General features: G+C 46.3%; 28 protein-coding genes. 23 read left to right on the top strand and 5 right to left on the bottom strand.

Going from position 1 to position 24,892, the window contains the following annotated elements:
- Nucleotides 1–145 precede the first annotated feature (145 nt).
- From ccmA to ccmI, 9 genes are read left to right on the top strand one after another with little or no spacing between them, the layout of a single operon-like run.
- The gene (gene ccmA / locus B7Y67_RS00875) at nt 146–793 is read left to right on the top strand and encodes a cytochrome c biogenesis heme-transporting ATPase CcmA (RefSeq protein WP_293596877.1); all 648 of its coding nucleotides are present in this window, start codon (nt 146–148) and stop codon (nt 791–793) included.
- On the top strand, nt 790–1,455 hold the full coding sequence (ccmB, locus tag B7Y67_RS00870; protein ID WP_293596876.1) for a heme exporter protein CcmB: 666 nt from the start codon (nt 790–792) through the stop codon (nt 1,453–1,455). Before ccmA ends, ccmB begins: the two co-directional genes overlap by 4 nt.
- On the top strand, nt 1,452–2,222 hold the full coding sequence (gene ccmC / locus B7Y67_RS00865; protein ID WP_293596875.1) for a heme ABC transporter permease CcmC: 771 nt from the start codon (nt 1,452–1,454) through the stop codon (nt 2,220–2,222). Before ccmB ends, ccmC begins: the two co-directional genes overlap by 4 nt.
- Nucleotides 2,222–2,410: a heme exporter protein CcmD gene (gene ccmD / locus B7Y67_RS00860; RefSeq protein WP_293596900.1), complete on the top strand. Its 189-nt coding sequence runs from the start codon at nt 2,222–2,224 to the stop codon at nt 2,408–2,410. The genes ccmC and ccmD overlap by 1 nt, the downstream gene beginning before the upstream one ends.
- Nucleotides 2,407–2,838, top strand: a complete 432-nt coding sequence (ccmE, locus tag B7Y67_RS00855; RefSeq protein WP_293596874.1) for a cytochrome c maturation protein CcmE — start codon at nt 2,407–2,409, stop codon at nt 2,836–2,838. The genes ccmD and ccmE overlap by 4 nt, the downstream gene beginning before the upstream one ends.
- Nucleotides 2,838–4,757, top strand: coding sequence for a heme lyase CcmF/NrfE family subunit (locus tag B7Y67_RS00850; RefSeq protein ID WP_293596873.1), 1,920 nt, complete (start codon nt 2,838–2,840; stop codon nt 4,755–4,757). The genes ccmE and B7Y67_RS00850 overlap by 1 nt, the downstream gene beginning before the upstream one ends.
- Nucleotides 4,754–5,278: a DsbE family thiol:disulfide interchange protein gene (locus B7Y67_RS00845; RefSeq protein WP_293596872.1), complete on the top strand. Its 525-nt coding sequence runs from the start codon at nt 4,754–4,756 to the stop codon at nt 5,276–5,278. Before B7Y67_RS00850 ends, B7Y67_RS00845 begins: the two co-directional genes overlap by 4 nt.
- On the top strand, nt 5,275–5,778 hold the full coding sequence (locus B7Y67_RS00840) for a cytochrome c-type biogenesis protein (protein WP_293596871.1): 504 nt from the start codon (nt 5,275–5,277) through the stop codon (nt 5,776–5,778). The genes B7Y67_RS00845 and B7Y67_RS00840 overlap by 4 nt, the downstream gene beginning before the upstream one ends.
- A complete protein-coding gene (gene ccmI, locus B7Y67_RS00835; RefSeq protein ID WP_293596870.1) occupies nt 5,771–6,961 on the top strand; it encodes a c-type cytochrome biogenesis protein CcmI in 1,191 nt (396 codons plus the stop codon). The genes B7Y67_RS00840 and ccmI overlap by 8 nt, the downstream gene beginning before the upstream one ends.
- Here ccmI and B7Y67_RS00830 read toward each other — a convergent pair whose 3' ends face one another.
- Entirely contained in the window at nt 6,962–7,723 is a 762-nt protein-coding gene (locus B7Y67_RS00830; RefSeq protein ID WP_293596869.1) for an SDR family oxidoreductase, read from the bottom strand.
- A gap of 116 nt (nt 7,724–7,839) precedes the next feature.
- Here B7Y67_RS00830 and B7Y67_RS00825 point away from each other — a divergent pair, with 116 nt between their 5' ends.
- From B7Y67_RS00825 to B7Y67_RS00770, 12 genes are all read left to right on the top strand, one after another.
- A complete protein-coding gene (locus tag B7Y67_RS00825; RefSeq protein WP_293596868.1) occupies nt 7,840–9,141 on the top strand; it encodes a TAXI family TRAP transporter solute-binding subunit in 1,302 nt (433 codons plus the stop codon).
- Nucleotides 9,142–9,171: 30 nt separating this feature from the next.
- Complete coding sequence (locus B7Y67_RS00820; protein WP_293596867.1) at nt 9,172–9,927, top strand: 2OG-Fe dioxygenase family protein; 756 nt, start codon at nt 9,172–9,174, stop codon at nt 9,925–9,927.
- Nucleotides 9,928–9,933: 6 nt separating this feature from the next.
- Nucleotides 9,934–11,175 carry an MFS transporter gene (locus B7Y67_RS00815; protein ID WP_293596866.1) on the top strand — a complete coding sequence of 414 codons (1,242 nt, stop codon included), beginning with the start codon at nt 9,934–9,936 and terminating at the stop codon, nt 11,173–11,175.
- 9 nt (nt 11,176–11,184) lie between these two features.
- The gene (locus B7Y67_RS00810) at nt 11,185–13,623 is read left to right on the top strand and encodes a heavy metal translocating P-type ATPase (RefSeq protein ID WP_293596865.1); all 2,439 of its coding nucleotides are present in this window, start codon (nt 11,185–11,187) and stop codon (nt 13,621–13,623) included.
- Between the two features lie 9 nt (nt 13,624–13,632).
- Complete coding sequence (gene ccoS / locus B7Y67_RS00805; RefSeq protein ID WP_293596864.1) at nt 13,633–13,812, top strand: cbb3-type cytochrome oxidase assembly protein CcoS; 180 nt, start codon at nt 13,633–13,635, stop codon at nt 13,810–13,812.
- 169 nt (nt 13,813–13,981) lie between these two features.
- On the top strand, nt 13,982–15,424 hold the full coding sequence (ccoN, locus tag B7Y67_RS00800; protein ID WP_293596863.1) for a cytochrome-c oxidase, cbb3-type subunit I: 1,443 nt from the start codon (nt 13,982–13,984) through the stop codon (nt 15,422–15,424).
- An 11-nt stretch (nt 15,425–15,435) separates the two neighbouring features.
- Complete coding sequence (gene ccoO / locus B7Y67_RS00795; RefSeq protein ID WP_293596862.1) at nt 15,436–16,086, top strand: cytochrome-c oxidase, cbb3-type subunit II; 651 nt, start codon at nt 15,436–15,438, stop codon at nt 16,084–16,086.
- Nucleotides 16,087–16,132: 46 nt separating this feature from the next.
- Nucleotides 16,133–16,291 carry a CcoQ/FixQ family Cbb3-type cytochrome c oxidase assembly chaperone gene (locus tag B7Y67_RS00790; RefSeq protein ID WP_293596899.1) on the top strand — a complete coding sequence of 53 codons (159 nt, stop codon included), beginning with the start codon at nt 16,133–16,135 and terminating at the stop codon, nt 16,289–16,291.
- Nucleotides 16,288–17,211: a cytochrome-c oxidase, cbb3-type subunit III gene (gene ccoP / locus B7Y67_RS00785; protein ID WP_293596861.1), complete on the top strand. Its 924-nt coding sequence runs from the start codon at nt 16,288–16,290 to the stop codon at nt 17,209–17,211. Before B7Y67_RS00790 ends, ccoP begins: the two co-directional genes overlap by 4 nt.
- Nucleotides 17,212–17,214: 3 nt before the next feature.
- Nucleotides 17,215–18,672, top strand: a complete 1,458-nt coding sequence (gene ccoG / locus B7Y67_RS00780; RefSeq protein ID WP_293596860.1) for a cytochrome c oxidase accessory protein CcoG — start codon at nt 17,215–17,217, stop codon at nt 18,670–18,672.
- Nucleotides 18,673–18,702: 30 nt separating this feature from the next.
- Nucleotides 18,703–18,906 carry a FixH family protein gene (locus B7Y67_RS00775; protein ID WP_293596859.1) on the top strand — a complete coding sequence of 68 codons (204 nt, stop codon included), beginning with the start codon at nt 18,703–18,705 and terminating at the stop codon, nt 18,904–18,906.
- Nucleotides 18,903–19,163 (top strand): hypothetical protein, encoded by a 261-nt coding sequence (locus tag B7Y67_RS00770; protein WP_293596858.1) that lies wholly within the window; start codon nt 18,903–18,905, stop codon nt 19,161–19,163. The genes B7Y67_RS00775 and B7Y67_RS00770 overlap by 4 nt, the downstream gene beginning before the upstream one ends.
- On the opposite strand, the gene B7Y67_RS00765 is transcribed toward B7Y67_RS00770, so the two are convergent.
- A complete protein-coding gene (locus B7Y67_RS00765) occupies nt 19,160–19,918 on the bottom strand; it encodes a helix-turn-helix domain-containing protein (RefSeq protein ID WP_293596857.1) in 759 nt (252 codons plus the stop codon). The two genes, B7Y67_RS00770 and B7Y67_RS00765, sit on opposite strands and share 4 nt — an antisense overlap.
- An 80-nt stretch (nt 19,919–19,998) precedes the next feature.
- Here B7Y67_RS00765 and B7Y67_RS00760 point away from each other — a divergent pair, with 80 nt between their 5' ends.
- Nucleotides 19,999–20,730: a sulfite exporter TauE/SafE family protein gene (locus B7Y67_RS00760; RefSeq protein ID WP_293596856.1), complete on the top strand. Its 732-nt coding sequence runs from the start codon at nt 19,999–20,001 to the stop codon at nt 20,728–20,730.
- Here the strand turns inward: B7Y67_RS00760 and B7Y67_RS00755 are convergent.
- Both B7Y67_RS00755 and B7Y67_RS00750 read right to left on the bottom strand, forming a co-directional pair.
- Nucleotides 20,727–22,370: a SulP family inorganic anion transporter gene (locus B7Y67_RS00755; RefSeq protein ID WP_293596855.1), complete on the bottom strand. Its 1,644-nt coding sequence runs from the start codon at nt 22,368–22,370 to the stop codon at nt 20,727–20,729. The two genes, B7Y67_RS00760 and B7Y67_RS00755, sit on opposite strands and share 4 nt — an antisense overlap.
- A gap of 13 nt (nt 22,371–22,383) precedes the next feature.
- Nucleotides 22,384–22,767, bottom strand: a complete 384-nt coding sequence (locus tag B7Y67_RS00750) for a DUF2177 family protein (protein WP_293596854.1) — start codon at nt 22,765–22,767, stop codon at nt 22,384–22,386.
- Between the two features lie 104 nt (nt 22,768–22,871).
- On the opposite strand from B7Y67_RS00750, the gene B7Y67_RS00745 reads away from it, so the two are divergent.
- Nucleotides 22,872–23,312 (top strand): universal stress protein, encoded by a 441-nt coding sequence (locus B7Y67_RS00745; RefSeq protein WP_293596853.1) that lies wholly within the window; start codon nt 22,872–22,874, stop codon nt 23,310–23,312.
- A 77-nt stretch (nt 23,313–23,389) separates the two neighbouring features.
- Here B7Y67_RS00745 and B7Y67_RS00740 read toward each other — a convergent pair whose 3' ends face one another.
- A complete protein-coding gene (locus B7Y67_RS00740; RefSeq protein WP_293596852.1) occupies nt 23,390–24,826 on the bottom strand; it encodes a M23 family metallopeptidase in 1,437 nt (478 codons plus the stop codon).
- Between the last annotated feature and the right edge of the window lie 66 nt (nt 24,827–24,892).

The following is a 24,892-nucleotide window of genomic DNA, read 5'->3' as shown; positions in this document are numbered from 1 at the left end:
ATGCTTCCCGCCCACTCCGCTTATAATCTGCTAAGCAATTGAATTAAAAGAAATTTATTCTTTAAATGCCGTTTTTAGCTTGTTTGACAGCCCCAAGTGGGTCTTAGACAATGCTTGAGTGGTTTGATTCAAGCCATTTCTTTCGATGACAGCCACTAATTCCTCCTTCCCAGCATCTTCAGCCACGGCCCTTGAGGCTCGGAAGATATCTTGCGTGCGAGGTGAGCGAGAACTTTTTTCAGGTCTTCACTTGCAGGTATTTGCTGGTCAGTGCGTCCATGTGCGTGGTGAGAATGGAGTTGGAAAAACGAGTCTATTACGTTTACTTACTGGCCTGGCTTCCCCTGAGTCTGGAGAAGTTTTTTGGAATAGCCGTTCCATTAAAAAAGAAGCGCCTGAATATCACAGCAAACTTTTATTTTTAGGTCATCGTGATGCCCTGAAAGAAGATCTCAGTGCCATCGAAAATTTGCGTATGTATGCTGCGATTGATGGCATTGCACTTTCTGAGCAAGATGCCTTCTCCGCCCTTTGGCGATTTGGCCTTAAGGGGCGCGAAGATCTACCTGTGAACTGTTTATCTGCGGGTCAGAAAAAACGGGTCTTGATGGCGCGCATGGTGACGCGACGGGCGCAAGTCTGGATTTTGGATGAGCCTTTTAATGCCTTGGATACCCATGCCGTGCAGGAGTTGGAAGGCTTGATAGCGGAGCATCTTGAGGGTAATGGGCTGGTGGTGCTGACAAGTCATCAGTCACTAACCATACCCGGTCTGCGAGTTTTAGATTTATGAGAGCCTTTATAGCTATTGTTCATCGCGATCTATTGCTGGTGATGCGTCGCAAGAGTGAGGTCTTAACGGCATTATTTTTCTTTGTGATTGTGACCAGCTTATTCCCATTAGGCATTGGTGCCGATACCGCCTTGCTGAGAAAGATTGCGCCTGGCGTCATTTGGGTGGCTGCCTTACTCTCTACATTACTTGGTTTGCAGCGTATGTTTGCGGCTGATTACGCCGACGGCACCTTGGAGCAATTAGTCTTGTCTCCGAATTCATTTACGGCCTTGGTATTTGGCAAGATTATTGCCCATTGGTTAGTGTGTGGGCTTCCCTTAGTTTTATTGGCACCTGTGATTGGCATTCAGTTTGATTTGGATGCCCAATCCTTGGAAGTGCTGATGGCGGCATTATTGCTGGGGACGCCAGTTCTGTCCTTATTGGGCTCGATTGGCGCAGCTTTAACTCTCGGGGTGAGGGGTGGCAGCATCTTGATGAGTCTTCTGATATTGCCGCTCTACATTCCAGTATTGATTTTTGGGGCTGGCGCTGTCTACGCTAGCAGCGTGGGCCTTGATATCACAGGACATTTTTCCCTATTGGGCGCTTTATTCATTTTGGCATTAGCATTTATGCCTTGGGTTAGTGCTAATGCTGTAAAGATTGCCATCGAATGAGTAATGTAAATAATTTATCCTCTAGCCGCATCATGAATTGGTTCAAATTCTCGAGCCCAAGTACCTTTTATCCGCTTGCTGGAAAATTGATTCCTTGGTTTTGGGCGCTCACGTTTATTTTTGGCGCCGCTGGCTTATGGGTGAGTTTCTTTGTGGCACCCGTGGATGCAGTGCAGGGCCAGGGTTACCGCATTATTTTTGTTCATGTGCCGGCCTCCTGGATGTCGATGTTTATCTATCTAGTGATGGCTGCTTGGGCTGGATTAGGTTTGGTATTTAATACGCGCCTATCAGCCATGATGGCTCAGGCCTTAGCCCCCATCGGTGCTTGGCTGGCTTTTCTGTCTTTGTGGACTGGTGCTTTCTGGGGTAAGCCCATGTGGGGTGCTTGGTGGGTATGGGATGCGCGTTTAACTTCCGAACTCATCTTGCTCTTTTTGTATCTCGGATTTATTGCCTTGCAAGCTTCCATTGACAATACTCGCCGCGCTGATAAAGCAGGGGCAATACTGGCCTTAGTTGGTGTAGTGAATGTGCCTATTATTTATTTTTCAGTGAAGTGGTGGAATACCTTGCATCAAGGCGCCTCCGTTTCATTAACTAAAGCTCCGGCGATGGCTCAGACAATGCTCTGGGGAATGTTGTTGATGGCTTTATGCTTCTGGATGTACTCAATTGCAGTAGGGTTAATGCGTGCGCGCGCCATCATTTTGGAGCGTGAGGCTCATACTGATTGGGTTAAGCAATTAAACGAGGTAAAGCGTTGATGTGGAATAGTCCGGCTGAATTCTTTGCGATGGGTGGTTATGCCCTGTATGTGTGGTGCAGCTTCGGTGTTTGTGCCTTGGTGCTCTTATTGGAGCCTCTGGCTGTTCGCGCGCGCCATAAGTCGATTGTGCGTAGGCTGCAGCGTGAGGTGATGGCAGAGCGGTTTGAGCAAAAGGGTGGTGAATGAAACCAAGACATAAACGAGCAGCCATTATTGTTGGTGCGCTCATTGCCATTGGCATTGCGGCAGTATTAATTTTGAATGCCCTAAACAGCAACATTGCTTTATACGTAACCCCAAGTGAAGTAGCTTCTGGCAAATCACCAGCTGGCCAGACTTTCCGAATTGGTGGCATGGTCAAGGATGGATCGGTTAAGCGGGATGGCCTAATAGTGAACTTTGTGATTACCGATATGGTGAAAGATATTCCTGTGGCCTACACCGGTATTCTTCCGGATTTATTTAAAGAGGGTAAGGGCGCAGTTATTCAAGGCCGTCTCAATGCAAATGGGCAATTTATTGCTAGCGAAGTATTAGCTAAGCATGATGAAAACTATATGCCTCCAGAGGCTAAGCATGCTTTAGAGCAAGCTCAAAAAAATGGAAATAAATAATGATTCCTGAGTTTGGGCATTACGCATTAATTCTGGCCTTATGCATTGCCATCATTCAAGGGATCCTGCCATTGGTTGGCGCCCATCAAGGTCGACGCGAATGGATTCTGTTGGCAAGACCTGCTGCACAAACCGTTTTCCTATTACTCGCTATTGCATTTGTGATTTTGGCCTGGAGCTTTTACTCGAATGATTTTTCTGTCCTTTATGTAGCAGAGCATTCAAACTCACTAATGCCCGTTATTTACCGCTTAGGTGCGGTGTGGGGCGGTCATGAAGGCTCTTTATTGCTTTGGATTTTCTTGCTATCGACTTGGACATTTTTAGTGGCCCAGCTTTCTAAGGCTTTAGATGAATTTATGGTCGCTCGAGTGATCGGGGTCTTAGGCTTAGTCATCACCGGCCTGCTCTTGTTTGTTCTCATGACTTCCAATCCGTTTGAGCGACTCTTACCAGCCGCTCAGGATGGGCGCTCTTTAAATCCGCTTTTACAAGATCCGGGCTTAGTCTTTCATCCGCCCATGTTGTACATGGGCTACGTTGGCTTCTCAGTTGCATTTGCATTTGCAATTGCATCTTTATTATCTGGTCGTCTTGATGCCGCTTGGGCGCGTTGGTCACGTCCATGGACGACTGCTGCTTGGGTATTTCTAACGCTTGGTATTGCCTTGGGTTCGTGGTGGGCTTATTACGAATTAGGTTGGGGTGGCTGGTGGTTCTGGGACCCCGTTGAAAATGCCTCGTTCATTCCTTGGTTGGTTGGTACTGCCTTGCTCCATTCTTTAGCCGTTACTGAGAAGCGCGGCGGCTTTAAGAGTTGGACCGTGTTGTTGGCAATTACTGCCTTCTCGCTTTCACTTCTGGGGACCTTTCTGGTGCGTTCTGGAGTCCTGACTTCAGTGCATGCATTTGCGACCGATCCCAAGCGCGGCATCTTTATTCTGATTTTCTTAGTATTGGTTGTGGGCTCCTCTTTAACTCTTTACGCTTGGCGCGCTCCAAAGAGTACGCTTGGAGGTAAGTTCAGCTTCACATCCCGCGAAACTTTTATTTTGTTGGGCAATGTTTTCTTGGTGGTCTCTGCTGCATCAGTGCTCTTGGGTACGCTTTATCCCTTACTGATTGATGCCCTCCATTTAGGAAAGATCTCAGTAGGTCCTCCATACTTTAATAGCGTCTTTGTGCCCATCATGATTCCTCTATTGGTATTGATGGGAATTGGGCCTTGGACTAGCTGGAAGAACTCCAATCTCTTGGATGTGATTAAGCGCTTATGGATTGCAGCCCTAGTGGCAGTGATTGCTGCCGCCTTGATTCCATTTGCCATGGGTGAGTTTACTTGGCTCAGTAGCCTTGGTTTCTTATTGGTTTTTTGGGTCATTGCTTCAGGAGTAATGCAAATTATTCGCCAAGCAAAAGCAGGCAAACCTACGCGTTCATTTATCGGCATGCAGGTGGCGCATCTCGGTATAGCGGTCTTTGTGATTGGGGTCACCATGGTGGGTGCTTATCAAGAAGAAAAAGATGTGCGCATGCTTGCAGGTGAAAGCGTTAGTGTTGGTGGTTACCAAATTCAGCTTCAGAGTGTGAACGCAGTTCCTGGCCCAAACTACAAAGCTATGCAGGGGACTTTCCTGCTGACCCGCAATGGCAAAGTAGAAGCCACGATGTACCCTGAAAAGCGTAGCTACTTTTCTTCAACAATGCCAATGACCGAGGCGGCGATTGATGCAGGCCTGACTAGAGATATCTACGTTTCATTAGGTGAGGAGTTGGACGATAAGGCGTGGGCAGTGCGGGTCTATTACAAGCCTTTTGTTGATTGGATTTGGGGTGGTTGCTTGTTGATGGCACTGGGCGGCGTACTGGCCATGTCGGATAAACGTTATCGCATGAAGTTGAAGAAAGTGGCAGCATGAAAGCCAAGTTTTTAATTCCACTTCTATTGTTTGTAGTGTTGGTTGGATTTTTAGCGGTAGGCTTAAATCGTGATCCGCATGAGGTGCCTTCCCCTCTCATTGGTAAGCAGGCTCCTGCTTTTGAATTGCCGCAGCTGGCAGACCCTCAAAAAACCTTTTCACCCGAGAGTATGAGAGGTAAGGTCTGGATTTTGAATGTATGGGCCTCTTGGTGTGTCGCTTGTCGTGAAGAGCATCCTGTTCTCGTTGAACTAGGCAAGTTACAGGTAGCACCGATTATTGGTTTGGATTACAAAGATAAGCGTGACGATGCTATGGCAATGCTTGCTCGCCAAGGTAATCCTTACGTTTTATCTGCCTTTGATGCCAACGGTCGTGTTGGGATTGATTATGGTGTGTATGGTGTTCCAGAGACATATGTCATTGATAAGGCTGGAGTGATTCGTTTTAAGCATATTGGCCCAATTACGATGGAATTGCTTAATAAGAAGATTATTCCTTTGCTGGGCGAGCTCAAGTGATTTTGAAAAAACTTCTCCTGTCTGCCTTTGCGACCATTGCGCTTTTTTGTGCGATGAATAGTTCTTTTGCTAAAGATGCTGCTGCACTTGCGGATGATCCGGTTACCGAGCAACGCCTCATTACGATTTCAGAAGAAATGCGTTGTCTAGTTTGTCAAAATGAATCGCTTGCAGGCTCTCGCTCTGATTTGGCAAATGATTTGCGTCGAGAAATTCGTATTCTGATTAATGAGGGTAAGACGGACGAGCAGATTCGGAATTTTATGGTTGAGCGTTACGGTGATTTTGTTTTATATCGACCACCTGTAAAGCCGATTACCTGGCTCCTATGGATAGGCCCCTTTGTGATTCTGCTTGCTGGCATTATTGGCCTTATGGTTTATCTGCGTCGCAGAAATCAGAGTATGCCTAGCGCCACCTTATCCGAAGAAGATAATCGTCGCATTGATGCGCTTCTTCGGGATGCAAAATCCAGTTCAACAGAAAATGCACATGACTAGTTTTTTAATTCCCGCCGCCTTATTGTTGATCTTGGTCTTGGTTCTGTTATTGCGCCCCTTATTTTTCCCGGAAAGGGAGTCTGCAACATCGCGTCGTCAGATGAATGCAGCCATCTATCGAGAAGAGTTAGATAAGCTTGATGCTGATCGTTTGGCGGGCAGGGTGGATGGTGATAGTTATGAGCAGACTCATGCAGAAATGCGTCAGCGACTTTTCCAGGATACGGATGAGGCGGATGATCTTGCAGTGCTGGGCTCAACTAAGAAAACCATCATTGGACTTTGTCTTTTTGTAGTGTTGCTCTCATCAGGATTTTATTTTTATCTTGGCGATGCTTCTCGGATCGCTGAAAAGAGCACTGAAAAGCCAATGACTCAAGAGTCTGTTGAAAAGATGATTGTGGAGTTTGCTGCCAAGATGGAGAAAGACCCAGACAATCTCAAGGGTTGGGCCATGTTAGCGCGCTCCTATCGAATTCTGGGTCGCAATGCTGAAGCTGCCAATGCTTATGTTCGCGCAGGCTCTTTTATTGACTCTGACCCACAATTACTAGCGGACTATGCCGATGTGTTGGCGGCAAATGCAAATGGTAATTTTGCCGGCAAGCCGCAGCAATTAATTAATAAAGCATTGGCTCTGGATCCAAATAATTTATTGGCTCTATGGCTTTCTGGTACGGCAGCTTTTAATGTGCAAAACTACAAAGCTGCAGTACAGTCTTGGGAAAAAATAGCAATACAGCTACCTCCCGATACGGATGAAGCTCGTGCAATTGCCTCGTCTATTGCTGAAGCACGCAACAAGGGAGGGATTGCACCAGCGAGCGCGCCAGTGATCAGCAATCAAGGAGTGAGTGGGCGGGTGGGAATATTGTCTGCACTTGAATCGAAAGTGAAGGCGGGCGACACCTTGATGGTGATCGCTCGTAAGCCGGGTGAGCGTATGCCAGTAGCAGTGCTCAAAACCGCAGTTACGGCATTTCCAATCAGTTTTGTTCTCAATGATTCTTTGGCAATGAGCCCGAATGCATTGATCTCTCAATTGCCTGAGGTATCAGTTGAAGTGCGGATCTCAAAATCAGGGATGGCGATGCCAGAATCTGGGGACTTGATATCTGCACCCCAAACAATCAAGGTCGGCACTACTAATGCCCGATTATTGATTGATCAGATTAGGCCTTAATTAACCTCGACCAACAAATGGCATATTGGTTGCCATGATGGTCATTGAAAGAATATTGCTTTCTAAGGGTAGTTGAGCCATGTGCAAGACAGCTTGCCCAACATGATCCACATCCATGAGTGGCTCCACCTTTTTTGAGCCATCAGGTTGCAAAATACCAGCAGCCATCGGGATAGTCATTTCAGTGCCCGCGTTGCCAATATCAATTTGACCGCAAGCAATATTAAATGGTCGACCATCTAATGCGATGGATTTGGTTAAACCAGTTATTGCATGCTTGGTTGCGGTATACGGAGCAGCCATCGGGCGTGGCGCATGCGCAGAGATTGAGCCATTATTAATGATTCGACCTCCCTGATGAGATTGGGCCTTCATCATGCGGATAGCTTCTTGAGAGCATAAGAAGGCTCCGCAGAGATTGGCGTTAACGACATTCATCCATTGCTCGTAGCTTAACTCTTCCATGGGAATTGCTGGAGCACCCATGCCAGCATTATTAAAAAGTACATCAATGCGGCCAAACTGTTTTTGGATTTCTGAAAATAAGTGTTTTACTTGCTCTGGATTGCCAACATCACAGCTTAGTGCGAGGCAATTTTGCTTATTCCCGCCAATATCCTCAATGGCTGCATTGAGTTTCTCAATGTTTCTGCCGGTCAGGACAACACGAAATCCACCCTGCAAAAGCGCTTTTGCCGCTGCTTTCCCGATGCCCGTTCCAGCTCCTGTGACAAGGGCTACTTTATTGAGGCCTGAGTTCATTGCAATCCTAATAGTTCTGTAAACCCCCCCATCTTATCCCGAAATAATTTGAATGAATTCATTCCGCTCTTGATCTCTAGGCTCGGGGCATAATGGCAAAAACGAAAAGTATTCTTATGGACTTCATACGCAAAAATATCTATAACCCCATGGCAGTTGGTATCGCTTTTTTGATTCTGGTTGCCATACTTTTTGCTACGCTCTGGGTTCTAGTTCCACCCCCTCCCAGGTCGATTGAATTGGCGACTGGTTTTCCTACTGGTTTGTATCAGCAGTTTGGTGAAAAGCTCAAAAGTGAACTTGCTGAGGAGGGTATTTCCCTCAAGTTGCGAACCACTGGTGGAACAAGCGATAACTTGTCTTTATTAGGCGATCCGAATTCAGGTGTTGATTTTGCAATGGTTCAGGGTGGTGTAGCTGACTTATCAAAGCACCCCAATTTTGTCTCGATTGCTGGTGTTTTTTATGAGCCAGTCTGGGTTTGGTATCGAGAATCGAGCTTTCCAAATGAATCTGGGCGATTGGGTTTGTTGAGCCAGCTAAAAGATAAGCGGGTATCTATTGGTAATGAAGGTAGTGGCACGCTCTCCTTAGCCTCTCAATTGCTTGAGGCAAGTGGATTAACTATGGGCGATCTTCGTACTGAAAAGCTAAAGCCACTAGATGCCTTAGAGAAGTTCAAAAAAGGAGAGTTAGACGCTGTATTTTTGGTGAGCGCTGCCGAGGCACCCTTGGTTAAAAGTTTTTATGAAACTCCCGGCATTCGCTTAATGAGTTTTGAACAGGCTGAAGCCTATGTTCATTTATTCCCCTTCTTATCCAAGGTGACGGTGCCACGTGGGGTAGTCAGTATTGGGTACGACTTACCAAAGCAAGATATTCAGGTCTTGGCAGCAACAGCGACTTTGGTGGGAAAGAGGGATGTTAGCCCTGCATTGGTGACCTTATTACTTGGCGATACTTACGAAATTCTGAAAACCTATTCCTATTTACAAAAGTCGGGAGAGTTTCCGTCGGGTACCGGTCTGGATTTTCCATTGCACGTAGATGCAGAAATTTATCTAAAGGATGGCCCTTCTTTCTTGCATCGTTACCTCCCTTTTTGGACGGCTGTATGGATTGGACGATTTGCGAAAATTGTGATCCCACTGCTTGTGATTTTGATTCCCTTGTTTACCTATATCCCCGCGGCTAAGAATTTACTCTTGCGCCTCAAGTTATCTCAGGTATACGACGAGCTCAAGATAATTGAAAAAAATGCATCCAATCCAGCCTTAAAAGAAAAGAACTTCAAGGACTTAGAAGATATTGAGCGAAGAGTGGGCAATATCAGGGTCTCTATGCTAGATGCGAAAGAGTTGTATGACTTAAAAGGGCATGTGGGAGAAGTGCGCGGTCGTTTAAATTTGCATTCCTAAAATGCTTGGTAAGCGCCTAAAATAAACCCCATGAATCTTTCAAGCCTTCTGCCACCACTGACCCCAGTAAAGGGTGTAGCCCAATCTCTCCGAGATGATGGTTTTGCAGTGATCTCTGCGCAGGATGTGTCAGAAATTGCACATGTGGATCTTGGTCAACTACTGGATCTTACCCAGTTTTGGGAGGGTTTGCCGCGTGACCCCTATTTAAAAGATGGTGGGCGATATCGCTTTCGCCGCCATTCCAGCTTTGAGATTAAGGGTGAATCTTTACTCATGGTGCCCCATCGCGCCCATTGGCAGTCGGTAAACTACAACGCCTTGCATGGGGGTATCGAGCGTTGGTTCGAGCCTTCACAGGCTCAGCTCACCAGCAATCCTGCCTGGCAATCGCTTTTACTGGGATTGGCTCGTGTTCTCAGTAGTGTGAAGCAGGCAAGCACCTGGTTTGTCGAAGCGCACCAATTTCGAATTGATACAACCGATGGAATTGGGCGTCCAACTCCTGAAGGAGCGCATCGCGACGGTGTAGATTTTGTTGCCGTCTTTTTGCTCAATCGCGTTGGCATCAAAGGTGGCGAGACGCGTATTTTTGATGCGCACGGCTCCGCTGGTTTGAGATTTACGCTGACTGAACCATGGTCTTTATTGCTCATGAATGATGAGCGCATGATTCATGAATCTACCCCCATCCAGCCATTGGGGCCACATGGCTATAGGGATACCTTGGTGCTTACCTTCCGCTCGAATGGCTTCCAGGATTCACCTGATCGCAGTCAACAGTAAGGCCCAATGCGTTTTAAACCTACCGGTTACACCCCCTTCATGCTCATGGCGCAAACCTGCGCGCTTCTGGGCTTCGCCTGTTATGCCGTAGTGCTAACCACGTTGCAGGATGAATGGCAGCTCAGCAATTTACAGTCTGGACTAATTGCTAGCGCTTTCTTTTTTGGTTACATGCTGATGGTTCCATTGGCAACCGCTCTGACAGATCGCGTCGATGCAAAAAAGGTCTATCTCATAGGCGGTCTTTCGGCCACTTGTGGATTGCTAGGTATGGGTCTCTTAGCTTATAACTTTTGGACTGCATTGATCTTTATGGCACTCAATGGGGCTGGCTTGGCCGGCACCTATATGCCTGGCTTAAAAATTCTCTCGGATCGCATTAAGACTGGTGAATTAAGTCGCCACATTGCTTTCTACACCGCTTTCTTTGGTATTGGCACTGGCTTCTCTTATCTCTGCTCAGGCTGGATCTTGGATAGCTTGGGCTGGCGCTATGTTTTTGGAATCATTGCCTTAGGCCCGTTCACTGCATTGTTGATTGTGCTCATATTTATCCCTGCGCTTATCCATGAGAAGTGGCATGGCCCAATTCGGATTCGATTGCACGACATTTTCCCGGTCGATAAGTGGCGCTTAGTCTTGCAAGATAAAACAGCTTCAGGATTTATTTTTGGCTATACCGTGCACTCGATTGAATTATTTGCTTCTCGCAGCTGGATCGTCGCTTTTTTTGGCTTCTGTGCAATTGTGACGGGCGCTCCTTTTCTATTAACCGCCACCACCCTTGCGGGCGTGATTAATTTCTTTGGCGTTCCCGCATCTATTATTGGAAACGAGATTGCCCTAAGAATTGGGCGTCAAAAATGGATTTTCTTTGTCATGCTATCTAGCGCGGCATTTGGTGTTGCGCTTTCTTTATCAACCGGACAATCCTGGTGGTTAATTATTGCGTTGGCTGTAGGGCATACGATTTTCATCATGGCCGATTCTGCTACCTTGACTGCGGGTTTAGTTGTTAGTGCCCAAGAAAATATCAAGGGTGCAGCAATGGGTCTACATTCATTAATGGGGTTTGGGGGTGGTTTGTTAGGCCCAGCCATCTTCGGGTTTGTACTCGACGTAACGGGTTCGCGTGCCTCGCAAATTTCTTGGGTCTGGGCTTATTCCGCTGTAGTGATCTGGGGTGTATTGTTTGTTCTATACGAACGTCGTAATGGTTGGGTAAGCAAGCCTCTAGCCCGAAATTAATTATTCTTCATGAGCTCTAGCTTGCCAAGTAATAGCTGCTATCACTGTGGAAGTTTTATTCTTCCGGGTGACTCCTACGAACTTGATTTAGCTGGTATCAATAGAAAATTCTGTTGCGCTGGCTGTATGGCAATTGCGCAAACTATTCATGGCGAAGGTCTTGAAGTGTTCTATGCGCGTCGCGCACAGTCAAGTGATAAGCCTGCAGCTTATCTTGCCTCAAATGAAATTCCCGACAATCTTGCCCCTTACGACGATCCCTCTTTGCTTGGCCGATATACCCGGCCCAGTGGGGAAGAGGGTAATTTAGAAACAACTTTGCGACTTGAGAAGATTCGCTGTGCTGCTTGCGTATGGTTGTGTGAGCAACACTTGCGACGCATTCCTGGTGTCAAAGATGTCCAGATCAATTACGTTAGTCAAAAGCTGAAGGCAGAATTCTCGCCAGGCCAAACTAGTCTGGCGCGTTTGCTATTTGAAGTAGAGCGGATTGGTTATGAAGCTTGGCCTTTTGAACCGTCACTTTCGATTGAGAAATCCAAAAAAGAACGTCGTCAACTACTCACTCGTCTTGGAGTTGCATTACTAGGCATGATGCAAGTCATGATGTATGCGTGGCCAGGCTATGTGGGTGATAGTGATATCACGGCTGAATATGACTTACTGCTGGGCTGGACTAGCTGGGCCCTTACTGTGCCCGTAATGATGTATTCAGCAGGTCCAATCTTCCAGGCCGCATGGCGCAGTGTTGCCGCATTTCGCCAAACGCATATGTTGGGTATGGATGTGCCGATTGCTTTAGCCTTAGCCTTAGCATTCTCTGCCGGTACTGTGAATCTAGCGACTGGCTCAGGCCAGGGTTACTTTGATTCCATCACGATGTTCGTCGCTTTTATTTTAGCTGCCCGCTATGTGGAGCTATTGGCTCGTCAAGATGCACAGGGCGGAGCGGAGGCCTTGGCAAAACAGTTACCGGCTACTTGTGAAAGAGTGCCGAACTATCCCGCCTCCCAGCAAGTTGAAATTGTGCCGGTGATTAACTGCAATCCTGGCGAAGTTCTTCGCGTTCCCCCGGGCGATGTTGTTCCGGCTGACGGTATTTTGATTGAGTGCGAGAGTTCGCTAGATGAGTCGCTACTCTCCGGCGAATCTAAACCAATTGATAAAAAGATTGGTGATCGAGTGTATGCAGGTACGCACAATATTCTCAATCCCATGCTCATGAGAATTGATGCAGTAGGTCAATCTACACGCATTGCGGGGATCGCATCCTTGCTGGATCAGGCCTTGCAAGCTAAACCTTTAATGGTAAGTCTCGCAGAAAAGTGGGCTGGATATTTTGTTGGCTTTCTGTTGATTGCCGCTTTTTTATCTTCAGCGATTTGGTGGTACGTCGACCCCAGCAGGGCTTGGACGGTGTTGGTTTCTGTATTGGTGGCCAGCTGTCCTTGTGCTTTATCTCTTGCTGTGCCGACAGCAATGGCCGCAGCCCAGGGCGCGGTAACTAAGCTGGGTTTACTGATTGTGCGCGGTCACGTGCTAGAGGGTTTGGTTAAGGCTACGGATTTGGTGCTCGATAAAACTGGCACCCTCACCATGGGTCAACCAGTGTTAACAGAAATTCGGATCGCTCGACCAGAATTTGCTAGGGCAGACGTATTGAGTCTTGCCGCAGCGATGGAGGCTGGGCAAAAGCATCCTCTCGCGCTGTCCCTGATGCGTGCTGCTGAGGCCGAGAATCTCTCGCTGTCAAACTTGTCTACACCTGTTACCAACGAATTAGGTAAGGGCCTGAGCTCAGGCATATATCGATTAGGAAGCGCTGCTTGGTTGGGTGCCCAACAGATTGCGCAAGAAGGGCAATATGGGCAAGTGCATCTAGCAGATGACAAAGGTTTGATTGCAAGCTTTCTGTTTTTGGATACCCCAAGAGCGGGTCTTGAGAAATTATTGTCAGCAGCAAAATCTCGTAAGATCACTGTGCATTTAGTTTCAGGGGATGATCCTGTGACAGTAGCGTGGTGGGCGCATCAAGTTGGCATCGATAGCTTCAAAGGCGCTTGCTCCCCAGAAGAAAAATATCACTACATTGAGGGCTTGCAAAATGAAGGTCACTTTGTCTGGGCAATTGGTGACGGCATTAACGATGCGCCTTTATTAGCGAGAGCGGATGTCTCCATTGCTGTTGGAGCCGGTGCACCACTCGCTACAGCAGGCGCAGATGCGATTTTGACGGCAAGTTCCTTAGTTCCCTTAGCTCAATCTTTATTGCTGGCAGATAAAACCCAGCGGATTATTAAAGAAAATTTGATCTGGGCCTTGGTGTACAACCTATTAGCTATTCCGGCGGCCATGATGGGCTGGGTCAACCCTTGGGTGGCAGGTATTGGTATGTCCCTGTCTTCCCTAGCGGTCACATTAAATGCCTGGCGGCTCAGAAAGGCCTAGACTAGAAGGATGGAAAGCCTTTTTCTATTAATCCCTATTTCCCTGCTTTTAATTGGACTTTTGGCCTGGATTTTCTATTGGTCTGTAAAAGCAGGGCAGTTCGATGATTTAGAGGGTCCAGGGGAGGCCATTTTGATGGACGACGATACCCCGAAACCCAAAAATGTTAGTGATCACTACAAAAAATAGCTATATTTTTTAAGTAGTTATGAAATATAGTGAAATGATTGGAGTTAGAGAGTACGTAAATGCACGCATCCTTTTTGACATAGATCAAAACGCCCCATAAGGCTTACTTTGATAATGACATCAGTCTATTTGGATTATGTCGCTGTTTGGTCACAAAAAAGGAGAAACCATGGGACTTACCGTGGGGAACAATCAAGATACCTTCAATTACAAGGTTGTCAGCCAATTTGCCATCGTTACGGTGGTTTGGGGAATTGTGGGCATGCTCGTGGGGGTGATCCTCGCTGCGCAGCTCATTTGGCCTGATATCACTTTTAATATCCCATGGTTAAGCTATGGTCGCTTGCGTCCATTGCATACCAATGCAGTGATTTTTGCCTTCGGTGGATCCGCGTTATTTGCCACGTCTTATTACATCGTGCAGCGCACCTGCCAAGCAAGACTCTTTTGTGACAAGCTAGCGGCCTTCACCTTTTGGGGTTGGCAATTGGTGATTGTATTGGCAGCAGTGACATTGCCTTTAGGTATTTCAACTTCAAAAGAGTATGCAGAGCTTGAGTGGCCTATTGACATCCTGATTACCTTGGTTTGGGTTGCCTACGCAGTGGTGTTCTTCGGCACCATCATGAAGCGAAAAACAAAACATATTTATGTTTCCAATTGGTTCTTCGGTGCATACATTCTGACAATTGCAATTCTGCATATTTTTAATAACTTGGAAATGCCAGCAAGCTTGTGGAAATCTTATTCTGCTTATGCTGGCGTGCAAGATGCGATGGTGCAGTGGTGGTATGGCCACAATGCAGTTGGCTTCTTCCTCACTACCAGCTTCTTAGGCATGATGTACTACTTCATCCCTAAGCAAGCAGAGCGTCCAATCTACTCATATCGCTTGTCCATCGTTCACTTTTGGGCTTTGAACTTTACCTATATGTGGGCAGGTCCTCACCATCTACAACACACTTCCTTGCCAGACTGGACTCAGTCGCTTGGAACTGTGTTCTCGATTATTTTGTTGGCTCCATCATGGGGCGGCATGATCAACGGCATCATGACTTTATCTGGCGCGTGGTTTAAATTGCGCACCGACCCAATCTTGAAATTCTTGGTAGTGGCATTGTCTTTCTACGGCATGTCCACCTTTGAAGGCTCAATGATGTCTATTAAGACGGTGAACAGCTTGTCACATTACACCGACTGGACTATTGGTCACGTGCACTCCGGCGCTCTTGGTTGGGTTGCCATGATTACCATTGGCTCTTTGTACTACCTGATCCCTCGCTTAGTTGGTCAAAAAGATATGTACAGCACGCGTCTAATTGAAGTGCATTTCTGGATCGCTACGATCGGTGTTGTTCTGTATATTGCTGCGATGTGGATTGCTGGCGTAATGCAAGGATTGATGTGGAGAGCATTTGAGCCGGATGGAACGTTGACCTATAGTTTTGTTGAATCTGTAAAGGCAACGTTCCCCTTCTATGTGATTCGTTTGTTGGGCGGCCTCTGCTACTTAAGCGGCATGTTCTTGATGGCATACAACGTGTACAAGACAGTGATTGGTAAAACATTTGTGAATGCCCCAATTCCACAAACATCCACAACTGCTCACTAAGGAGAAGAAAAATGTCTAATGAAAATAAATTCTTTTCCCACGGAACACTTGAGAAAAACGTTGGCTGGTTAATTATTGCTACCATCATTGTGGTTTCAATTGCTGGCCTGGTTCAAATTGTTCCGCTGTTCTTTCAGCATACAACCACTGAACCAAGTCCTGGCGTAGCGCCATATACAGCACTGCGCTTAGCAGGCCGTGACGTATACCAGCGCGAAGGTTGTGTTGGATGCCATTCACAGCAAATCCGCACACTGCGTTCAGAAGTTGAGCGTTATGGTCCTTACTCCTTAGCTGGTGAGTCCGTATTTGATCATCCGTTCTTATGGGGTAGTAAGCGTACTGGTCCTGATTTGGCTCGTGTTGGTGCTCGTTATTCTGATGATTGGCATCGTATTCACCTTCGCAATCCGCGTGATGTGGTTCCTGAGTCGAATATGCCTGGATACCCTTGGTTGCAAAAGAGTGCTGCCGATGCTTCCTCAATTCAGTCTCATATGGTGGCAATGCGTCGTTTAGGCGTTCCTTACACCGATGAAATGATTGCTGAAGCTCCCAAAGAGTTGGAAGGCAAAACTGAAGAGGATGCATTGATTGCTTACCTTCAAGGTTTGGGTGTCAATCGTCGTTACATCGCTGTTGATGAAGTTGTAGCGAAATAATTACCCGGATTATTAATTTAAAAACTATATAAATCAAATGGAACAGATTACAGCTTATCTCTCCGCTTTTTCAACAGTAATCGGGCTCACCTTTTTTGTTGGGATTATTTGGTGGGCTTGGTCGCCTAGCAGAAAGTCAGCCAATGAAGAGTCAGCCGAGCTGCCATTTGATCTTCCAGATGAATTTAGTAAGGACAAATCATGAGTGACTTTTTTAATAGCGGTTGGAGTAATTACATCGCGCTTGTTTCATTAGTCGGTATTGTTTGGTGTGTCTGGCTCTTGTTTTCTCAGCGCAAAGCTAAGGTAGTCCACACAGCTGATGGCGCCGTAGCCGATACTGGACATGTTTGGGATGGCGATTTGCGTGAGCTCAATAACCCATTGCCTCGCTGGTGGATGTGGATGTTCTTGCTCTCCTGCATCTTTGGACTGATTTACTTAGTGCTGTTCCCTGGTTTGGGTTCATATCCAGGGGTAGTGGGTTACTCAACTGACGGTGCTTTGATGAGTTCCATGACAGAAGCCAATGATGAGTTAAAGCCTGTTTACGCTAAGTACGTAAAGATGGATATCGAGCAAGTTGCCGCCGATCCTAAGGCTCGTGAAATGGGTCAGCGTTTGTTTTTGAACTCCTGTGCTCAGTGCCATGGTTCGGATGCAGGTGGTGCAAAAGGTTTCCCGAATTTGACTGATCGTGACTGGCTCTATGGCGGTTCTCCTGAAAATATTAAGACGACCCTCATTAATGGGCGCAATGGAGTGATGCCTGCGTATGGACATCTTGAGAGTGCGCAGATTGTAGATTTAGCCAACTATGTTCGCAGTTTGTCTGGTCTACCTGCTGATGATGCAAAAGTCGCTCGTGGCGCAGAATTATTTAAAGCCAATTGCGTTGCTTGTCATGGCACTGATGGCAAGGGTAATATTGTCTTAGGTGCGCCTAATTTGACCGATAAGACTTGGTTATATGGTGGATCAGAGGCAACTATTGTGGAGACTCTCACAAAGGGTCGGATGGCAATGATGCCTTCTCAAGATAAAGTATTGAGCCCTGAAAAGATTCATCTTTTAACAGCTTATGTCTGGGGCTTGTCTAACAATAAGACTGCTGCGGCTAAATAGACGGTGTCAGATCATTCTCCAGTTGGGAAGCCTATTCCTATAGATGTAATCGAGGAGTCTCTTTACGAGGTCCGGCGAAAGATTTACCCACGATCTGTTAGCGGGTTATTTGCCCGCTGGCGCATTATTTTGGTTATTGCTACTCAGTTACTGTTTTACGGTCTCCCATGGATCAGTTGGAACGGTCGTCAAGCAGTTCTATTTGATTTAATTCAGCGTAAGTTTTATATCTTTGGCTTGGTTTTGTGGCCACAGGATGTGATCTATCTGACGCTTCTGTTAATTCTTTCCGCTTTAGCCCTCTTTTTGTTCACTGCAATTGCAGGCCGACTATTTTGTGGCTATGCCTGTCCACAAACGGTCTATACCGAAATTTTTATGTGGATCGAGCGTAAGGTCGAGGGTGATCGATTTGCACGCATTCGTTTAGATGGCGAAGAGTGGCCGTGGGGTTTGCGTAAGTGGCGCCTCAAAATTACTAAGCATTTTCTGTGGTTCTTGATTGCTTTCTGGACGGGCTTTACTTTCATCGGCTACTTCACTCCAATTGAAACCCTTGCTGCGGCAATTCTGCATTTATCGCTGGGTCCATGGCAAACCTTCTGGTTATGTTTCTATAGCTTTGCAACTTGGGGTAATGCCGGTTTCATGCGTGAGCAGGTATGTAAATACATGTGCCCATATGCACGCTTCCAAAGCGTGATGGTCGATAAGGATACGTTCCTGGTTACTTACGATAAAGTTCGTGGCGAACCACGAGGTAGTCGTAGCAAGTCAGCTGATCATGAGACGTTGGGATTAGGTGATTGTGTTGATTGCAGTATTTGCGTACAAGTCTGTCCAACCGGTATTGATATTCGTGATGGCCTTCAGTATATGTGCATTGGGTGTGGGGCCTGTATTGATGCCTGCGATCAAGTCATGGAGAAAGTCGATTATCCAAAGGGATTGATTCGATACACAACTGAGCGAGCTATTGACGATAAAGAAACTAATCAGAGTGCCATACGTCATATTTTGCGTCCACGCGTTTTAATTTATACCGCTTTCATTACGGTACTTACTAGTGCTTTCTTGATTTCATTAATTACCCGAAATCCATTGCGGGTAGATGTGATGCGAGACCGCGGGGCCTTGGCTCGCGAAGTAGACGGTGTTCGTATTGAGAACATCTATCGCATTCAGATCATGAACGCCTCGGAAAATAATATGAATGTGCAGCTTAAGGCTAGCGGTTTATCTGACCTAAAAATACTGAATTCTCAAGGGCAAGTTGTCACTGAGGTTGAAGTAGGCCCTGCCAGTAATTTGCTGATTCCAGTTAAAGTTAGCACTACTGTTGGGGCGCATGAGCCTGGTAACTACCCGATTCATTTTGATGTGATTGGCCACGAGAAGTCTGGTAGTGAGTTGATCACTAGAGCCCGCGATGAAAAATCCAGTTTTATTGTTCCCCGCTAAGCTGTATTGCAAGAGATAGAGAGGATGAATATGTCACAACATGAAACAAATAAACCTTGGTTCAAACAACTTTGGCCATGGCTACTCATTAGCGGCCCAGCTGTAGCTGCGATTGGTTGCATCATTACTATTTATCTTGCCGTAACGCTCTATGTAGATAAGCCCGTTCGCGATGGCGTTGTTAAGCGCGGACTCAAGGTTGAACAAATTAAAGTAGGGCAGGACCAAAAATGAAGTACCGTCTATTTATTTGGATCATGTGGCCATCATTTTTAGTCTCTATCTTGGCCGAAGGTTTGCTCTTTAGCATCGTGCATCCTGCTGAGCTTTTGTTCTTTGGCCACCACCCAAATATTTCCGATGAGGGTATTTACACCATCGGATTTTTTGTTATTTGGATCTTTTGCTCTTTCTCGAGCGCTCTTACAGCCTATATCCTGCCTGGCATCGACTTGGATAGTGGTAAAGCGCAGGATCGCAGTTTGATTTAAGTGTGTATTGGCTTGATTTGGACTGTGCGTTCTGGATTGGGGACGCCAGCTAGTTCATACAGCCCATCCATATCAATTAGTTTGATGTGACGTTGTTTAATTTGAATCAGCCCTGATTCAGCAAAACGTGAGAGCATCCGACTAACGGTTTCAATCTGAATCCCTAAATAACTACCAATTTCTACGCGACTCATACGCAAGTCAAATTCATTATTTTGATAGCCGCGCGCAGCTAGGCGTTGAGAAAGATTCAATAAGAAGGCCGCTAAACGCTCTTCAGCACGCAAACTACCCAATGAGAGTAGGTGACGTTGATCTTGTGTGAGTTCGCGACTCAAAATGCGGTGGAATTGCTTTTGTAGCACTGGAATTTGGCGTGCCAAATCCTCAAATGCCTCATAGCGAATAATGCAGACTTCGCTATCTTCCAGGGCAATTGCTTCAGATTGGTAGCTACCTTCACCAATGCCATCAAGCCCCAAAATTTCTCCAGGTAGATGAAAACCCATTACCTGTTGACGTCCATCCTCTAGGCCATATTCAGTCTTCAGAGTCCCAAAGCGGACGCTGTACACCGCAGAAAGTGGGTCACCGTGACGGTAGAGGCTTTCACCTTTTTGCAGGTGGACACGCTCTTTAACGAGAGTATCAATTTTGGCAATATCACTTGAGCTGATCCCCACTGGCAGGCAAAACTGACCCAGTACACAGACTGAGCACTTACCGCTAGGAACATCTGAGTTGGTGTAATTCATATTAGATCAAGTTACCAGATGAGTTTATTCTACTCGGATAATGCGCAATTTTAATATTTCTCTGTGCTGCTGGATCCCAAATGCTGACAACTAGTCTTTTGTTGGCTGTCTTCTTGGGTGCCCTAGTCAGTGGGTGGCACTGCGCTTTAATGTGTGGCGGTATTGCAGCGGCAATTGAGCGCCAGGGAAGCTATCGGGAGTTGACTTACGCCCCATTACAAAGCAAGTCTGAGCTGTTCTATCTTCAGCTAATCATGCATTTAGGGCGCTTGACGACCTATGTTTTGCTTGGCGCTGTCGCTGCTTGGGCTGGCGCTGTTCTGTGGCAACAAAATATAGTGCCAATTCAGCGTCCTTTATTTGCTTTCACATCATTAATTTTATTGGTGATGGGGATACGTCTTTTACGCCAGAGCTCAAGCAGCCGCTTAGTTGTTGGAAAGTGGCTTGGTGCGCGCATGGCAACATATTGGGCCAAATATTTAGGGGCTTTTACGGGTCGCTCATCCCGCTGGTTTAGTGGAATGGTTTGGGGGCTAGTTCCTTGTGGCTTGGTCTATAGCGCCTTACCGCTTGCCTTTTTGTCGGGTGATGTCTTAACAGGGGCAGCGCTCATGCTGGCCTTTGGTTTGGGCACCTTGCCGAATTTATTACTAATCTCTAAATTTACGGCCGCCCTGACGCAGTTAGGTCAATACGTTTGGATGAGATACATTGCCGCAGGCCTTTTATTATCTGCAGGACTCTTTGGTCTTTATCGTGCCTGGTATTTGCCAGATGCCTTATTAAAAGGCGGCTTCTGTATTAGTTAATGCGAGTTGATGCGGGTGATTGCTGTAGCGATGCCATGTTTTAGATCTGGGTAAGCGCAGTCATCAGTAAGCCGCTCAAAAAGACCTCCTCGTACAGCCATCTCGTAAGGCTGATGCGCTAGCCCACAAATCATGAGCTTGATGCCGCGATTTTGACAAGTCTCCTCAAGCTCAAGCAGGGCATCCATTCCAGAAACATCGATATAGATCACGTTCTTGAGGTCAAGCACCAAAACTTTTGATGGCAACTCTTTTTCGATGCCCTCCAGCAGTTTGACTGCACCAAAAAAGATAGCGCCATAGATTCTGATTGCGGAAACATAACCTTGGTGTTGCTGCAGTTCTGGAAAGTCGATGGCGCTTGCCGATTCATAGCGCGATAGACTTGAGATGCGGTAGATGAAAGTAATGAATGCTAAAAGCAGGCCTACCTGTATTGCAACAGTAAGGTCAAGGACAATTGTCAGAAAAAAGACGCTCAACATAGTCAAGCGATAAGGCAGGCGAAATTGCTTGAGGTCTGCAAACTTTCTCCACTCGCCCATATTCCAGGCAACATACATAAGGATGGCTGCTAAGCTGGCTAAGGGAATATTTTTTGCCAGCGGCGCCCCAAATAAGATAATGACAAGTAATGTCACCGCGTGAACGACCCCAGCAATTGGGGTGCTTGCACCACTCTGTATATTGGTGACTGTTCTTGCGATGGTTCCAGTAGATGGCATGCCGCCAAAGAATGGGCTCACTAGATTGGCGACACCCTGGGCCATCAGCTCTTGGTTTGATTCATGGCGATCATGAATGAGTCCATCAGCAATTCGTGCGCAGAGCAGCGATTCAATTGCACCAAGTAGTGCCAGCGTAATTGCAGGAGCAATGACAAATTGCGCGGTACTCCAGCTAATTGGAATCCATTCAAAGCTGGGTAGGCCCGAAGGAATACCGCCAAAACGACTACCTATCGTATCTACAGGAAGACTTAATAGACCAGTGACCATGGTGGCTAAAGCCATCGCAATAACGGTTCCCGGTATGTGGCTCAGATAGCCGAGACGTTTTTGAAAGATTCGCCATGCAATTAAGAGTGCCAAACTTCCAAGCGATAAGATTAAGGCGATAGGGTTAACAGTGTCGGCAGCGGCATACAAAGTTTGGACTGCTTGAAAAAATTCAGCAGGCATCTTGGTAATTTGTAGACCAAAAAATTCTTTGATTTGAGAGAGGCCAATCAGTACGGCGATGCCATTGGTGAACCCAATAATGACGGCAACGGGAATAAATCGAATTAAGGTCCCAAGCCGGAAGAGACCCATTAGAAATAAAAACACCCCGGACATGGCTGTTGCTAAAAGTAAATTGGCAAGACCATAGTGTTCAACAATGCCGTAAACAATCACGATAAAAGCACCGGCCGGACCACCGATTTGAACGCGGCTTCCACCCAATAAGGAAATTAATCCGCCGGCAATAATTGCTGTAAAGATACCTGCCTCTGGTTTAACTCCACTGGCGATCGCAAATGCCATTGCTAAAGGGAGCGCAACTACTCCAACGGTAATACCTGCCAATATATCTTTGCTAAAAAGGGCGCCGTTATAGCCCTTGAAAGAGTCCAGTAGTTTTGGATGAAATAGATTCATTGGAAGGGGATCTTCAGGCTATACGACTGCCAACCCAATAGGCTATAGCTGCGGATAAGGCTGTAACAGCAGACCCCCAAGCGATGTCTACAAATGCCAATCGCATTGGAAAATCACGAATGACTGCAAGGTTGGTTAAATCGTAAGTCATATAGCAAAAGAAGCCAAATAGCGCGCCATACTGAAATGCATATATCCAGGACTGTTTGGAGATTGCTGGAAGAATGACAAAAATTGATGCACCCAGTGCATAGAGGAGATAAAAAGCTAGTCCTGCCAGCAATTTAGGCTCATTAGCCATCAGTGAGCCCATTTCGTCGCGATAGAGGTTCTTGGCGATACCAAGCAGCCAAATCAAATCAATGACGACTAGCGAAAGTAGAAATGAAAAATACACTGCAAAGTACCTGAGCAATTCAGTTTCCTTTTTTATGCTTTTACAGTTAAATAAAGATTATGATGGAATGAGTGAGGTCAGGGTTTAATTTAACAGGAGTCAATATGTTCAAGCACCTATTAGTACCGGTTGATGGATCCGATGTAAGTAAAAAGTCCTTAAAAAAAGTGGCTGAGTTCGCTAAGGCAGATAAAGCTTCTGTCACGTTAGTCTATGTTTCTGATCCAATGCCGCCGATGGTGTATTCCGACAGCACTATGGGTTATGGAATTACTCAAAAAGATCATAAAAAGGTATGCGAAGCATTTGCTCAGGACATCTTTAAAAAGGCTACCGTTGCATTAGGCGCTGGTCTTAAGGTTAATACCCTCCATGTGCCCAATAGCAATTTGGCTGAAGGTATTTTGGAGGGGGCTAAGAAATCTAAGGCCGATGTCATCATGATGGCTTCACACAAGCGTACTGGGATTAAGAGTGTTTTATTAGGCAGTGAAACGCATGAAGTGATTGTGCATTCCAAATTACCAGTCTTGGTTCTTGGTTAATATTGAAGCTCTTAAAAGATGAAGGGGTCCTAATGGACCCCTTTTATTTGCGCAGCATTTTTAATTTTAATAAATGACTAGTTCACTAGCGGCGTACCTAGCAACAAAATTTCTCTGGTGAGCAGGCCGCTATCACTATCGCGCATATTCCATAAATCTAGCTGAGTTTTTGTAGCGTAAGGGTCGACATAGACTCCATCTTTTCTTAATTCAAAATGTAGGTGTGGTCCAGTAGATCGTCCGGTTGATCCAACGTAGCCAATTTCTAAGCCACGCCGCACTTCATTGCCTACCTCTAGCTCTACGTTGTAATTGCTTAAATGGGCATAGTAGGTGCGATAGTTTCCAGGGTGCTCGAGAATAATGAGATTGCCAAACGCGCCGCTAAAGCCCAGATGCACTATCTTGCCTGTGGCTACGCTAAAGATTGGCGTCCCAGTCGGGGCTGAATAATCAATCCCCATATGAGTGCGATACCTCTGTTTAGGTGTCGCAACGGGAGCCCCATTCTTTGAAGGTGCGGCTTTCTTACTGGAGGCGCGCACGCTGCCAACACCTCGGGAGATGCGTCGATAGCTCAGGGGGTTGGTCCAAAAGGTGCGCTCGATCGATTCTCCGCCGGCGGTATAAAAGCCACCTGGAATATCGCTTCTTTCAACCCAAAATGCACTTGAAAATACTTCGCCAGATGCTGGGTCAATAATTTCTGCAGCCCATATTTGTGCCCAACGTTCTTTATCTCCAAAGTCTACAATCAGGCGAACAATGCTGTTCGTATTTTCAAGTGCATTATTTTCTTCGGGATAAATTTGCTTGATGACAGAGTTCAGCTCCCAAACTAATTCAACTGGTAATTTGTCGCCCACCTTTTTAGGGTCGTATAAAACATCACTTAGAGCTAACTGAATTTCTGTAAATCGCTTTGACTCATCCTTTAAGTAGTCTTGTTGGATCAAGAAGCTGCCAGCTGCAGAAGGTGTAAAAGTCCAAACCTCTGTCTTGGCATCTTGCATGGGACCATTCATAATGCTGAGCGATTCGAAGCGATTGCGACTTCCCAAAGCTAAGGCATAAGGAATGCAATTGCCGCGCATCCGATCAAGAAACCCTTTAGTTTGGGATTTAAAGAAATCATTGAAGTTGCCATCGTCAAGACCTAGATTGGTCGGGAGATTTTCTTCGTTATAGCTACGGCGTAGGCAGCCGCGTTGGACACGATAATCTAAGTTCGCACCGCCTTGACTGCTGGGGGCGCCCTCAATCCGTTTGAACAGCTGAGGATTTAAGCTCATGCTTTTAGTGCCGCGACTGAGTGAATTTTCCTTAAGCTGAATCCCGGCCTGCTTATTACTTGTGCTGGCAACTTTTTGTTTTATCTGAGGGGTTTTGCTTGCTTTACCAGTTTGACTTGCTTGTTGCGCTTGCGCGCTGGATATGAAAACGATCAGAGAGAGTCCGATAACGTTGATTACATTCCTCAGCAAGTAAGGTAAGGAGCTCACTTTTTTATTCACCACTCAATTATCCAATATTGTTCCGAAAGATCAGCGTATTTAAAGTATGCTGTGCTGCAACAATAT

It is taken from the genome of Polynucleobacter sp. 35-46-11 (assembly GCF_002281105.1).
This window is presented reverse-complemented; position numbering and strand designations above follow the sequence as displayed.

Excerpts from the sequence above, each read along its gene's own strand:
- B7Y67_RS00810 (WP_293596865.1), top strand. The coding sequence starts at position 11,185 with ATGAGCTCTAGCTTGCCAAGTAATAGCTGCTATCACTGTGGAAGTTTT.
- ccoN (WP_293596863.1), top strand. The coding sequence starts at position 13,982 with ATGGGACTTACCGTGGGGAACAATCAAGATACCTTCAATTACAAGGTT.
- ccmA (WP_293596877.1), top strand. The coding sequence starts at position 146 with ATGACAGCCACTAATTCCTCCTTCCCAGCATCTTCAGCCACGGCCCTT.
- ccmE (WP_293596874.1), top strand. The coding sequence starts at position 2,407 with ATGAAACCAAGACATAAACGAGCAGCCATTATTGTTGGTGCGCTCATT.
- B7Y67_RS00765 (WP_293596857.1), bottom strand. The coding sequence starts at position 19,918 with ATGAATTACACCAACTCAGATGTTCCTAGCGGTAAGTGCTCAGTCTGT.
- B7Y67_RS00770 (WP_293596858.1), top strand. The coding sequence starts at position 18,903 with ATGAAGTACCGTCTATTTATTTGGATCATGTGGCCATCATTTTTAGTC.
- B7Y67_RS00745 (WP_293596853.1), top strand. The coding sequence starts at position 22,872 with ATGTTCAAGCACCTATTAGTACCGGTTGATGGATCCGATGTAAGTAAA.
- ccmD (WP_293596900.1), top strand. The coding sequence starts at position 2,222 with ATGTGGAATAGTCCGGCTGAATTCTTTGCGATGGGTGGTTATGCCCTG.
- ccmC (WP_293596875.1), top strand. The coding sequence starts at position 1,452 with ATGAGTAATGTAAATAATTTATCCTCTAGCCGCATCATGAATTGGTTC.
- B7Y67_RS00820 (WP_293596867.1), top strand. The coding sequence starts at position 9,172 with ATGAATCTTTCAAGCCTTCTGCCACCACTGACCCCAGTAAAGGGTGTA.
- B7Y67_RS00830 (WP_293596869.1), bottom strand. The coding sequence starts at position 7,723 with ATGAACTCAGGCCTCAATAAAGTAGCCCTTGTCACAGGAGCTGGAACG.
- ccoS (WP_293596864.1), top strand. The coding sequence starts at position 13,633 with ATGGAAAGCCTTTTTCTATTAATCCCTATTTCCCTGCTTTTAATTGGA.
- B7Y67_RS00775 (WP_293596859.1), top strand. The coding sequence starts at position 18,703 with ATGTCACAACATGAAACAAATAAACCTTGGTTCAAACAACTTTGGCCA.
- B7Y67_RS00755 (WP_293596855.1), bottom strand. The coding sequence starts at position 22,370 with ATGAATCTATTTCATCCAAAACTACTGGACTCTTTCAAGGGCTATAAC.
- ccmI (WP_293596870.1), top strand. The coding sequence starts at position 5,771 with ATGACTAGTTTTTTAATTCCCGCCGCCTTATTGTTGATCTTGGTCTTG.
- B7Y67_RS00760 (WP_293596856.1), top strand. The coding sequence starts at position 19,999 with ATGCTGACAACTAGTCTTTTGTTGGCTGTCTTCTTGGGTGCCCTAGTC.
- B7Y67_RS00825 (WP_293596868.1), top strand. The coding sequence starts at position 7,840 with ATGGACTTCATACGCAAAAATATCTATAACCCCATGGCAGTTGGTATC.
- B7Y67_RS00815 (WP_293596866.1), top strand. The coding sequence starts at position 9,934 with ATGCGTTTTAAACCTACCGGTTACACCCCCTTCATGCTCATGGCGCAA.
- ccoO (WP_293596862.1), top strand. The coding sequence starts at position 15,436 with ATGTCTAATGAAAATAAATTCTTTTCCCACGGAACACTTGAGAAAAAC.
- B7Y67_RS00850 (WP_293596873.1), top strand. The coding sequence starts at position 2,838 with ATGATTCCTGAGTTTGGGCATTACGCATTAATTCTGGCCTTATGCATT.
- ccmB (WP_293596876.1), top strand. The coding sequence starts at position 790 with ATGAGAGCCTTTATAGCTATTGTTCATCGCGATCTATTGCTGGTGATG.
- B7Y67_RS00845 (WP_293596872.1), top strand. The coding sequence starts at position 4,754 with ATGAAAGCCAAGTTTTTAATTCCACTTCTATTGTTTGTAGTGTTGGTT.
- ccoP (WP_293596861.1), top strand. The coding sequence starts at position 16,288 with ATGAGTGACTTTTTTAATAGCGGTTGGAGTAATTACATCGCGCTTGTT.